The following is a 12,394-nucleotide window of genomic DNA, read 5'->3' as shown; positions in this document are numbered from 1 at the left end:
TCTCACAAGTTGCAAAACAAATCAGTTCTGGTCGATCTATTGAGATATGAGTTGGTTAAATCTACGAAAATAGCGACTAAAAACACATATTTCAAACACATATTTCGAGTTATACCAATCCGCATTAAATTATGATCTAATATGCTCACCACTTTCAAATTATTTTATACTGTGAAAAACTACACATCTGTTGAGCTTGTTAAGCTATCAAGGTCAGAAAAAGACGCCCGTATGCGTATCCGCATATTGGCTGTTTCTTGCTTTCTGGAATGTCACAATCGCGCTCAAGTCGCTCGCCAATTAAAGGTTAGTCGTCGCAGTGTCAATGAATGGGTTAAAAACTACTTAAATACTGGCATTGATGGCTTGAAAGCCAATATGAATTCGACAAATGCTAATAAACTCGACGAACACCAAAAGCAGGTTCTTTATCAATATATAGATGAGTTTAGCCGCTCCGAACAGGGTGGACGATTAACGGAGTTAGACGTTCAATCACATATAGAGCAGCAGTTTGGCATCCATTATCATATTAACCATGTATATAAGGTACTAAAAAATATTGGCCTAAGCTGGATAACAAGTCGCTCTAAGCACCCAAAACAATCCTTAGCAGCCCAAGAAGATTTTAAAAAAACTCATTTCTAAAACGATCGCAACGATCCCTGTCTATATTCCTTTAGACACCGTCGATATTTGGTTTCAAGATGAGGCTCGATTTGGTCAACAAAATACCACCACGCGACTATGGGCAGCAAAAGGCTCGAGGCCAAGAGCGGTAAGGCAGCAACAATTTGAATATGCTTATCTTTTTGGTGCAGTTTGCCCTGCGACGGGTGCAACAGAAGCCTTGGTCACTCCATTTGTTAATAGGGCGGCTATGTGGCAACACTTAAAACAAATTTCAGAAGCAACTCATTCGGATAGGTATGCACTTGTTATCATTGATGGTGCAGGTTGGCATACGGATGATATAGCAAAAGAATTCAGTAATTTATCGGTCCTCAAATTACCACCCTATTCTCCGGAATTAAATCCCATTGAACAGGTATGGCAATGGCTAAGACAGCATTGTTTGGCAAATAGGTGTTTTGAAGGTTATGACGATATCGTTGAACAGTGTTGCCGCGCTTGGAATACGTTTATTCAGTGTAAGGACAGGGTAAAAAGTTTGTGCACACGAGACTGGGCCAATATGGGTAAAGTCTAATGCGGATTGGTATTAAACCTACGCTGTTCGCCCAATTTCGAGACATGTTGCCCCATATAGCGGTAGTAGAATAACGCAAGCTCTAGCAGGACGCAGTCCGCCCTAGCAGCGAAGCGACCCTAGCAGCGCAGCGATCCGGTTTGTTAAAATGCAGACGTAAAAAAGCCCGCTATATAATAGCGGGCTGTTTCACTACTCTTTCGAGTAAATTAGGCGCCTGGAAATGACCTACTCTCGCATGGGGAGACCCCAAACTACCATCGGCGCGATTGCGTTTCACTTCTGAGTTCGGAATGGGATCAGGTGGTGCCACAATGCTATGGTTTCCAGACAAATTTGCATATCTACCGCCTTTAAGGCCGTAAATAATAATTCGGAAAGCTGATTTTTTTGAGTCTGCAAAACACTGTTTAAGCGCTCTATTCTAACACTAAGGTTATGCTCCCGGTCAGTACGACCTCCATGGAAGGAGGAAGTGCTAGAAAATGTCGGGAACATTTTCAGTAAAACCCATCTGGGTTGTATGGTTAAGCCTCACGGGTCATTAGTACAAGTTAGCTCAACGCCTCACAACGCTTACACACCTTGCCTATCAACGTAGTAGTCTCCTACGGCCCTTTAGAGAGCTTAAAGCTCTAGGGATGACTCATCTTAGGGCTCGCTTCCCGCTTAGATGCTTTCAGCGGTTATCGATCCCGAACGTAGCTACCGGGCAATGCCATTGGCATGACAACCCGAACACCAGCGGTTCGTCCACTCCGGTCCTCTCGTACTAGGAGCAGCTCCCTTCAATCATCCAACGCCCACGGCAGATAGGGACCGAACTGTCTCACGACGTTCTGAACCCAGCTCGCGTACCACTTTAAATGGCGAACAGCCATACCCTTGGGACCGACTTCAGCCCCAGGATGTGATGAGCCGACATCGAGGTGCCAAACACCGCCGTCGATATGAACTCTTGGGCGGTATCAGCCTGTTATCCCCGGAGTACCTTTTATCCGTTGAGCGATGGCCCTTCCATTCAGAACCACCGGATCACTATGACCTACTTTCGTACCTGCTCGACGTGTATGTCTCGCAGTTAAGCTGGCTTATGCCATTGCACTAACCGTACGATGTCCGACCGTACTTAGCCAACCTTCGTGCTCCTCCGTTACTCTTTGGGAGGAGACCGCCCCAGTCAAACTACCCACCAGGCACTGTCCCGAACCCCGATTAGGGGCCGCGGTTAGAACATCAAAACTACAAGGGTGGTATTTCAAGATTGACTCCACTCAGACTAGCGTCCAAGCTTCAAAGTCTCCCACCTATCCTACACATGTAGGTTCAATGTTCAGTGCCAAGCTATAGTAAAGGTTCACGGGGTCTTTCCGTCTAGCCGCGGGTATACGGCATCTTCACCGCAATTTCAACTTCACTGAGTCTCGGCTGGAGACAGCGTGGCCATCATTACGCCATTCGTGCAGGTCGGAACTTACCCGACAAGGAATTTCGCTACCTTAGGACCGTTATAGTTACGGCCGCCGTTTACCGGGGCTTCGATCATGAGCTTCTCCGAAGATAACCCAATCAATTAACCTTCCGGCACCGGGCAGGCGTCATACCGTATACGTCATCTTGCGATTTTGCACAGTACTGTGTTTTTGATAAACAGTTGCAGCCACCTGGTATCTGCGACTGCCAACAGCTTAAGGAGCAAGTCCTATCACCGTCGGCAGCGTACCTTCTCCCGAAGTTACGGTACCATTTTGCCTAGTTCCTTCAGCCGAGTTCTCTCAAGCGCCTTGGTATTCTCTACCCGACCACCTGTGTCGGTTTGGGGTACGATCCCCACTAACCTGAAGCTTAGAAGATTTTCCTGGAAGTATGGCATCAACTACTTCATCACCTTAGTGACTCGTCATCAGTCCTCAGTCTTGCAATTAAATGCGTATTCCCGGATTTGCCTAAGAATACAACCTACCACCTTAAACGCGGACTACCAACGCCGCGCTAGCCTAGCCTTCTCCGTCTCTCCATCGCAGTTAGTGAAGGTACAGAAATATTAATCTGTTTCCCATCGATTACGCCTTTCGGCCTCACCTTAGGGGTCGACTCACCCTGCCCCGATTAACGTTGGACAGGAACCCTTGGTCTTTCGGCGAGGGAGTTTTTCACTCCCTTTATCGTTACTCATGTCAGCATTCGCACTTCTGATACGTCCAGTGTGGGTTACCCCTTCACCTTCAACCGCTTACAGAACGCTCCTCTACCGCGCACTTCTAATGAAATGCACCCGTAGCTTCGGTGGTATGTTTAGCCCCGTTAAATCTTCCGCGCAGGCCGACTCGACTAGTGAGCTATTACGCTTTCTTTAAATGATGGCTGCTTCTAAGCCAACATCCTAGCTGTCTGAGCCTTCCCACATCGTTTCCCACTTAACATACACTTTGGGACCTTAGCTGACGGTCTGGGTTGTTTCCCTTTTGACAACGGACGTTAGCACCCGCTGTCTGTCTCCCGAGTAGTACTCATTGGTATTCGGAGTTTGCAAAGGGTTGGTAAGTCGGGATGACCCCCTAGCCTTAACAGTGCTCTACCCCCAATGGTATTCGCTCGAGGCGCTACCTAAATAGCTTTCGAGGAGAACCAGATATCTCCGAGTTTGATTGGCCTTTCACCCCCAGCCACAAGTCATCCGCTCATTTTTCAACATAAGTCGGTTCGGTCCTCCAGTTGATGTTACTCAACCTTCAACCTGCCCATGGCTAGATCACTCGGTTTCGGGTCTACACCTTGCAACTAAACGCGCAGTTAACACTCGGTTTCCCTACGGCTCCGCTATTCGCTTAACCTCGCTACAAAATGTAAGTCGCTGACCCATTATACAAAAGGTACGCAGTCACGGTCTCAAGAACCGCTCCCACTGCTTGTACGTACACGGTTTCAGGTTCTATTTCACTCCCCTCACAGGGGTTCTTTTCGCCTTTCCCTCACGGTACTGGTTCACTATCGGTCAGTCAGGAGTATTTAGCCTTGGAGGATGGTCCCCCCATATTCAAACAGGATGTCACGTGTCCCGCCTTACTCGTTTTCATCTACGGTTAGTTTTCATGTACGGGGCTATCACCCTGTGCCGCTGTGCTTTCCAACACATTCCACTAACACCCCATAGACTTAAGGGCTAATCCCCGTTCGCTCGCCGCTACTAGGGGAATCTCGGTTGATTTCTTTTCCTCTGGGTACTTAGATGTTTCAGTTCCCCAGGTTCGCCTCATAACGCTATGTATTCACGTTATGATGACCACTTATGTGGCCGGGTTTCCCCATTCGGATATCGTTAGCTCAAATGCTTATTACTAGCTCGCCAACGCTTTTCGCAAGTTATTACGTCCTTCATCGCCTCTGACTGCCAAGGCATCCACCGTATACGCTTGGTCACTTAACCATACAACCCAAATGAGTTTCACTTGCGTGAACCTCTGAGTCATATCATGACCAGCTGGTTTTTACTTGTCTCACCTCCGGGTAGGAAGTGGACTCGCCTTAGTTTTTTAGAATATTCAAGACACTTAAACAGTGTGTTGAGAACTCAAGATACTAATGCTTTCGCATCAGTATTATTTTTCGCACTAACGTAATCACACAAACGACAACGAATCGTCATTCATGCGCCTTTAGTTAGTACTATCAGCTTTCCAAATTGTTAAAGAGCGGGCTTAAAAAAGCCAAAGATAAAGTTTCATTTATCTTTGGCATCTCTAACCTATGCATATGTTTATCATCATGATAAGTGTAAATGGTGGAGCTATGCGGGATCGAACCGCAGACCTCCTGCGTGCAAGGCAGGCGCTCTCCCAGCTGAGCTATAGCCCCATTTACATGCAGTTGAGATAAATACCAAGTATCCAATCATAAGATTGGCGAAGCCAAATCGAATTTTAGCAAGTTAATTCAATGCGACGTTTAGTTCACTAAACGAGTATTTAATTAGCGCAGATAAAATGAAGATTTGGTGGGTCAGAGTGGACTTGAACCACCGACCTCACCCTTATCAGGGGTGCGCTCTAACCAGCTGAGCTACAGACCCATTCTTTTTGGTCTTTTAATCCTTACTCAGCGTTACTTTCTTCGTTTCTCAGTCATGTGCTAAAAGCACACTCCCTGCAAAACTCATCAAGTGCCTTGATTAAGAATCAAAATCCTCAAAAATACCTTTCGATATCTTTCTCTTTCTTTCTATCAAGTAATCTGTGTGAACACTCACATGCATTGCTGCACTTTTAGGTATTGAGTTAGTCGTATAGGTAAGGAGGTGATCCAGCCCCAGGTTCCCCTAGGGCTACCTTGTTACGACTTCACCCCAGTCATGAACCACAAAGTGGTGAGCGTTCTCCCGAAGGTTAAACTACCCACTTCTTTTGCAGCCCACTCCCATGGTGTGACGGGCGGTGTGTACAAGGCCCGGGAACGTATTCACCGTGGCATTCTGATCCACGATTACTAGCGATTCCGACTTCACGGAGTCGAGTTGCAGACTCCGATCCGGACTACGACAAGCTTTGTGAGATTAGCTCCACCTCGCGGCTTTGCAACCCTCTGTACTTGCCATTGTAGCACGTGTGTAGCCCTACTCGTAAGGGCCATGATGACTTGACGTCGTCCCCACCTTCCTCCGGTTTATCACCGGCAGTCTCCCTAGAGTTCCCGCCATTACGCGCTGGCAAATAAGGATAGGGGTTGCGCTCGTTGCGGGACTTAACCCAACATTTCACAACACGAGCTGACGACAGCCATGCAGCACCTGTCTCACAGTTCCCGAAGGCACAAGTCCATCTCTGGTCTCTTCTGTGGATGTCAAGAGTAGGTAAGGTTCTTCGCGTTGCATCGAATTAAACCACATGCTCCACCGCTTGTGCGGGCCCCCGTCAATTCATTTGAGTTTTAACCTTGCGGCCGTACTCCCCAGGCGGTCTACTTAATGCGTTAGCTTGGGAGCCCAGTGACTAAGTCACCAAACTCCGAGTAGACATCGTTTACGGCGTGGACTACCAGGGTATCTAATCCTGTTTGCTCCCCACGCTTTCGTGCATGAGCGTCAGTCTTTGTCCAGGGGGCCGCCTTCGCCACCGGTATTCCTCCAGATATCTACGCATTTCACCGCTACACCTGGAATTCTACCCCCCTCTACAAGACTCTAGTTCGCCAGTTCCAAATGCAATTCCCAGGTTGAGCCCGGGGATTTCACATCTGGCTTAACAAACCGCCTGCGCACGCTTTACGCCCAGTAATTCCGATTAACGCTCGGACCCTCCGTATTACCGCGGCTGCTGGCACGGAGTTAGCCGGTCCTTCTTCTGTAGGTAACGTCACAGTAACGGGCTATTAACACGCTACCTTTCCTCCCTACTGAAAGTGCTTTACAACCCGAAGGCCTTCTTCACACACGCGGCATGGCTGCATCAGGGTTTCCCCCATTGTGCAATATTCCCCACTGCTGCCTCCCGTAGGAGTCTGGGCCGTGTCTCAGTCCCAGTGTGGCTGATCATCCTCTCAGAACAGCTAGGGATCGTCGCCTTGGTGAGCCATTACCTCACCAACTAGCTAATCCCACCTAGGTTCATCCTGTCGCGGAAGGCCCGAAGGTCCCCTCCTTTCCCCCGTAGGGCGTATGCGGTATTAGCAGTCGTTTCCAACTGTTATCCCCCTCGACTGGGCAGATCCCTAGGCATTACTCACCCGTCCGCCGCTCGTCACCTCAGAAGCAAGCTCCCTTGTGTTACCGCTCGACTTGCATGTGTTAGGCCTGCCGCCAGCGTTCAATCTGAGCCATGATCAAACTCTTCAATTAAAGTTTTTTGAAAACCCCACTCTTACAAGTAAGAACGAAGCTTTCGGCTCAATGAATTCTGATTGCTTAACCAACCGAAGTTGCTTAAGTCTTTGTACATATTACTATGAACATTCATCGTTGCATTGAGTTGAAATTTTTTGATTGCCAACATTCCGAAGAACAGAAGACAATTTCGAATAACTCAATACCTGTGAATGTCCACACAGATTACTTGATAAATTGTTAAAGAGCGTTGATGCTATCTTTCATGCATCGCCGTAAGACGCTAGGTCATTGGCTTGGGATGCGTATTTTACGCATTCCCTTTATGGCGTCAAGTGTTTTTTCAAACTTCTTTTTGCCTGTTATCAACACTATTAAGTAGTTGTAAATAACGCTAACCGGTTTCTGCTTTCGCTGTATGCCGTGTCAGTGGATGCGCATTATAGGCAGCTTGAGATTTAGTGCAAGCGCTTTTATTGATGAAATGTTTTGAATGTCGAACTTTTGGTCAGATCGATTCTTTTTTAACTTTTTTGTTCAAAGAACCGTCTTCACCTAAATCACAAAACACTTATTTTTGATATTTAAGTTGATTTCAAGCTCAATTTTTCAACAGTACTCTGGTTTATCTGGTAATTTTTAATTAGTATGTAATAGTATTTAACAGTTATTTATCATTTTTTTATTCATTAGAGATTATTTTATGCAGAAATCATTCGTGATTGTTTTGATTGCGGCGCTTCTTGGCGCTTTTGTTTTTTCTCAGTTTGGCGGCACACCATCTTCGGTAGCGTTTATTGCTGGTGTAGTCGTTGCGACGTTAATTTTCACCTTTATGCCATCTAGTGGTTCAAATTCTACAGAGGAACCGTATGTAGGTCCCACTATGACACTGTATGTTGGCAACTTGCCTTATCGTGTTCATGAGGGAGAAGTAAAAGCATTGTTCGGTGAGTACGGACCGGTTAACTCCGTTCGTCTAGTACGAGACCGTAAAACAGGACGCCGTAAAGGATTTGGGTTTGTTGAGATGTCTGAAGCGGGAGCACAGAAGGCAATGTCGAAATTAAACGACTACAGCTTTCAAGAACGCACGTTAAAGGTAAGAGAAGCTAAATCACAAGAATCTGATACAGAAAATAGCTAATCGTTATTGAGCAGGATTCTTAGCACTATTTAAACAGTGTTGTTAGTCGGTTATGGTTACCAGCGAAAAATCACCAAAACCATAATCGACTAATGTTGCTTTAAGCCCTTCGCTAATATCCTTGGTATAACACGCTTGTAATTGTTTACTTCCATCATTGTCTCTGCTCAGTAAAAACCTAACTCGCTTTGCTACTGCTTCCCCAGAATCTAATAGTGTTACGCCGCCACCAAGATAATAACTAATTTCTGACGCTATCATTGGGAAATGGGTACAGCCCAGTACCAGTACATCAATATTAGATGCCGCTATGGGAAATAAGATATCGTTCAGTTTATTTCTATCGATTTGCTGACGCGCCACATGTTGCTCAGCAAGTAACACTAAATCTGACGTACCAAATAATTCGACCTTGCAGTTTCCAGCAAACTGATTGATCAGCGCTTGAGTGTAATCTCGTTTCACTGTGCCCGGCGTAGCCAATAAACCAATGTGCTTTTTCTTCGATAACATCGCAGCAGGTTTTATGGCAGGAACAACACCCACGATAGGAATTGTTAATTGTTGGCGTAATAGCGGCAATACCAAAGTACTGGCGGTATTGCAGGCAACAACCACGATACTGGCATTAACACGTCGAGCATGATGGGTGATCAGAGCAACACATCCAGCTATTAACTCTTGCTCTGATAAGTTGCCATAGGGCAAGCGGGCATTATCAAATAAATAGCAATAATCATGCTGTGGCAGCTGTTTTCTAATTTCATTCATGACCGACAATCCGCCGATACCAGAATCAAATACTAAAATAGGTCCAGACAATAGGGGCTCCAAATATGAATATGCTCAGTTTTAATCGTCATGTCATTTTATACTTAGGCGCGTAATACTAGACATCAGCGTCATTTAGTATACTATTTGCGCCCTTTTTTACAGTCTTAGGTGGTCGATATGAATTTAGCTGCAATGGATCCTAAAAACTACGATGCACAATTACAACAAAAGCGCATCAAGCTAGAACAGGCCTTTGCCGATTTCAATCCACCAAAGCTTGAAGTCTTTGCTTCTGAGCCTATGCATTATCGCATGCGTGCTGAGTTTAGAATGTGGCATGAAGGTGATGACTTATATTACTACATGTTTGATAAAGCATTGAATGCTAAAGTGCGTTGCGATCAATATTTGCCAGCGGGGTTGATGATTAATCAAATGATGGCTGCATTAATCACCGAATTAACTCCCAATCCTGCGTTACGCTATAGGCTGTTTCAAATTGACTTTTTATCGACGTTAAGTGGCGAGATATTGGTCTCTTTGTTATATCACCGTCAGCTTGATGAAGAATGGCGCGAACATGCGACTCAATTAAAGGCAAAATTATCTGCTCAATTTAATGTCAGTATTATTGGCCGAGCACGCAAACAGAAAATCGATTTAGATAAAGACTATGTTACCGAAACACTTACAGTAAACGCTCAACGATTACATTATAAGCAGATAGAAAATAGCTTTACCCAGCCCAATGCTAAAGTATCCGTAAAAATGTTGGAATGGGCCGTTGATGCAACTAAAAACAGCCAAGGAGATTTACTTGAGTTGTACTGTGGCAACGGCAATTTTACTATTGTATTGGCACAAAATTTCAATCGCGTTTTAGCAACCGAACTGGCCAAGCCTTCAGTTGATGCCGCTCAGTACAATATCGATATTAATAAAGTCAATAATGTCCAAATTATTCGTATGTCTGCTGAAGACTTTAGTGATGCGATGGCGAAAAAGCGTCAATTTAGACGTTTAGAAGGCATCGACTTAGACAGTTACGATTGCAATACTATCTTTGTTGACCCGCCTCGTGCAGGCATTGACCCTGAAACATTAAAGCTTATACAAGGTTATGAGCGGATTTTGTATATTTCATGCAATCCAGAAACACTGAATGACAATTTGTTAACCTTAGGCCAAACACATAAAATCACTCGCTTTGCGCTATTTGACCAATTCCCCTATACAGACCACATGGAATCAGGCGTATTACTAGAACGTAAGTAATGCAGATTAACTAACAAACAGGGCGCTAATGATTAGCGTACTGTTTGTTTATAAAGGCAGTTGATTAGGCTCTATTATCCATTTTATGTTGTAACGCTTCAGCACCAGTAGCGACCATCCGCAGTTGCAATACTAATTGGTCGGCCAACGCTCTACGTTCGCTACGTTTTGAATCCAACGCCGATGCTCCCGCATTAAATACCAAAATAACCAGCGCTTCAGCTTGAGCGCGCGCTAACACAGGTGTGCGGTTAGCTTGTGCTTCAGTGTAATGAGCAAGTTCAGAGATAAAGTGTTCAATTTCGCGCTCAACTGCAGCTCTAAATGCGGCAGAGGTACCTGAACGTTCATGTAACAGTATTCGAAATACGTTAGGGTTTGATTCCAACACTTCCATAAAAGTGTCAACAGAAATACGGATCACGCTACCACCGGCTTCTGCGCGTTGACGACCTTTACGCATCATTTGACGTAAGGTTAATCCGCCTTCATCGACCATGGTTAAGCCAAGCTCGTTCATATCTTTAAAATGGCGATAGAATGATGTGGGCGCAATACCAGCTTCACGTGCAACTTCACGTAAACTTAAGCTAGAAAAGCTACGCTCGGCACTGAGTTGATTAAATGCAGCATCAACTAATGCACGGCGGGTTTTTTCCTTTTGTTGTGCTCTTACGCCCATTTACTAATCCATTCAGTCAATATTAATTCACAGATAATACCGTTTTTACAACAGAAACACAGCCCTGTTAAGCTTGACCATGACTAGTTCTGTACGTTAAATTAGCGTACAATTGTACGCTCAACTTATTTATCCCTATTATTGGAACCCTACTAAATGAAAAAACCTCCAATCATTTGGCTTAATACCCTGTTATTTGCCATTACTTTTATTGGTGCTCTGGTGTTAATCCCTTGGCGTGGTTTTACCCATGGCTTTGATGGCATTGAATGGATTGCATTTGTTATTTTCGCTTACGCAAGTGGTCTATCGATTACTGCGGGTTACCACAGATTATGGTCACATAAAGCTTATAAAGCTCACTCATCGGTTCGTTTTTTATACGCACTAGGCGGAGCGTTAGCACTACAGAACAGTGCATTACATTGGTGTAGTGATCACCGCGTTCATCACAAACATGTTGATAATAATGATAAAGATCCGTATTCAGCCAAAATGGGATTTTGGTACAGCCACATAGGTTGGATGCTGCGCGAGTATCAAGCAAGCCGCTATAGTAACTATAATAACGTCCGCGATTTACAAAATGATCGTATCGTTATGTGGCAACACAAGCACTACTTAGCCTTAGTGATTTTAATGAATATAGGTTTACCAGCATTTATAGGCTGGTTGAATGGCGATATTTTATCAATGGTACTTATGGCAGGTTTATTGCGTCTAGTGGTAGTACATCACTGTACGTTCTTCATAAACTCATTGGCTCATCTCTGGGGCAAACAACCGTACACAGATAAAAATACCGCTAAAGATAATGCATTTTTAGCATTGCTGACATATGGCGAGGGTTATCACAACTTCCATCATATTTTCGAAAATGATTACCGCAATGGAATAAAATGGTGGGACTACGATCCAACTAAATGGTTAATCAAGCTAATGAACTGGTTTGGTTTAGCCAGTGATTTACGTAAAGTGCCACAAGAGCGCATTGAAAGTGCACGTTTGCAGATGCAACTTTTACAAGCACAGAATCAGGTTGCGCACTTACCTAACTGCGATGAAATAATCGAAAAATTTCAAGCAGAGTATGAGCTGATGAAGCAACACTTAGTCGACTATTATCAAGCGAAAAAGAGCTTGTTAGAGGCGAAACGCAAGCAACTTACAGATCACAATCTGAAACAACAAGTACAATTATTGCGTAACCAATTTCTTGAACAACAACGTAATTGGAAAAGCTTAACGGCTGCTTATACGTCATAATACGTAAATAGCATAAAAAAAGGTTACGTATAGCGTGACCTTTTTTTTAAGTAATCTCAACGAGTTCGAGTAAAGAGTTAATTAATCTCAGCTCTTAACCCATGTTGAGGTTTGGTAAATTGTTGGGCGCACTTGCTGTTACAACATTTGGCAGTTGGTCTGACTGCCATCGAAAAAGGGGCAATGCTCAGCGCCACTTTAGACCAAAAATCCTTAGGGAAAGTG

Annotated in this window: 6 protein-coding genes, 2 tRNA genes and 3 rRNA genes; 4 read left to right on the top strand and 7 right to left on the bottom strand. The window is 44.7% G+C overall.

The features are described 5' to 3' along the window. Positions 1 to 141 precede the first annotated feature (141 nt). Positions 142 to 1,210, top strand: a protein-coding gene (locus EGC80_RS05690) for an IS630 family transposase (protein ID WP_407695564.1) whose coding sequence is annotated in 2 segments (ribosomal slippage) — positions 142 to 645 and positions 647 to 1,210 — 1,068 coding nt in all. Because the reading frame shifts where the segments join, the coding sequence is not laid out codon by codon here. Positions 1,211 to 1,425: 215 nt separating this feature from the next. Here EGC80_RS05690 and rrf read toward each other — a convergent pair. The 5 genes from rrf to EGC80_RS05665 all read right to left on the bottom strand — a co-directional run bounded on the left by rrf (position 1,426) and on the right by EGC80_RS05665 (position 7,040). After that, positions 1,426 to 1,541, bottom strand: a 5S ribosomal RNA gene (gene rrf, locus EGC80_RS05685). A gap of 192 nt (positions 1,542 to 1,733) precedes the next feature. Further along, a 23S ribosomal RNA gene (locus tag EGC80_RS05680) occupies positions 1,734 to 4,637 on the bottom strand. A gap of 352 nt (positions 4,638 to 4,989) precedes the next feature. Then, positions 4,990 to 5,065 (bottom strand) — tRNA-Ala (locus EGC80_RS05675). Between the two features lie 137 nt (positions 5,066 to 5,202). Then, positions 5,203 to 5,279, bottom strand: a tRNA-Ile gene (locus EGC80_RS05670). A gap of 218 nt (positions 5,280 to 5,497) precedes the next feature. Continuing rightward, a 16S ribosomal RNA gene (locus EGC80_RS05665) occupies positions 5,498 to 7,040 on the bottom strand. Together the 16S, 23S and 5S rRNA genes with 2 tRNA genes alongside form the textbook arrangement of a ribosomal RNA operon. 688 nt (positions 7,041 to 7,728) lie before the next feature. Between EGC80_RS05665 and EGC80_RS05660 the strand changes: the two genes are divergently transcribed. After that, positions 7,729 to 8,172: an RNA recognition motif domain-containing protein gene (locus tag EGC80_RS05660; RefSeq protein ID WP_101033675.1), complete on the top strand. Its 444-nt coding sequence runs from the start codon at positions 7,729 to 7,731 to the stop codon at positions 8,170 to 8,172. A gap of 42 nt (positions 8,173 to 8,214) precedes the next feature. Here the strand turns inward: EGC80_RS05660 and murI are convergent, their stop codons facing one another. Continuing rightward, positions 8,215 to 8,994: a glutamate racemase gene (gene murI, locus EGC80_RS05655; protein WP_101033673.1), complete on the bottom strand. Its 780-nt coding sequence runs from the start codon at positions 8,992 to 8,994 to the stop codon at positions 8,215 to 8,217. Positions 8,995 to 9,123: 129 nt separating this feature from the next. Between murI and trmA the strand changes: the two genes are divergently transcribed. Continuing rightward, positions 9,124 to 10,221 carry a tRNA (uridine(54)-C5)-methyltransferase TrmA gene (gene trmA / locus EGC80_RS05650; RefSeq protein WP_124012998.1) on the top strand — a complete coding sequence of 366 codons (1,098 nt, stop codon included), beginning with the start codon at positions 9,124 to 9,126 and terminating at the stop codon, positions 10,219 to 10,221. Positions 10,222 to 10,285: 64 nt separating this feature from the next. Here trmA and fabR read toward each other — a convergent pair whose 3' ends face one another. Next, positions 10,286 to 10,903, bottom strand: a complete 618-nt coding sequence (fabR, locus tag EGC80_RS05645) for an HTH-type transcriptional repressor FabR (protein WP_101033668.1) — start codon at positions 10,901 to 10,903, stop codon at positions 10,286 to 10,288. Between the two features lie 156 nt (positions 10,904 to 11,059). On the opposite strand from fabR, the gene EGC80_RS05640 reads away from it, so the two are divergent. After that, complete coding sequence (locus tag EGC80_RS05640; RefSeq protein WP_101033666.1) at positions 11,060 to 12,169, top strand: acyl-CoA desaturase; 1,110 nt, start codon at positions 11,060 to 11,062, stop codon at positions 12,167 to 12,169. The last annotated feature ends 225 nt before the right edge of the window (positions 12,170 to 12,394 follow it).

Origin of the sequence: Shewanella psychromarinicola (assembly GCF_003855155.1) — a bacterium.
GTDB lineage: Bacteria > Pseudomonadota > Gammaproteobacteria > Enterobacterales > Shewanellaceae > Shewanella > Shewanella psychromarinicola.
Note: the sequence above shows the minus strand (reverse complement) of the source record. Positions and strands in the feature narration are given on the sequence as shown.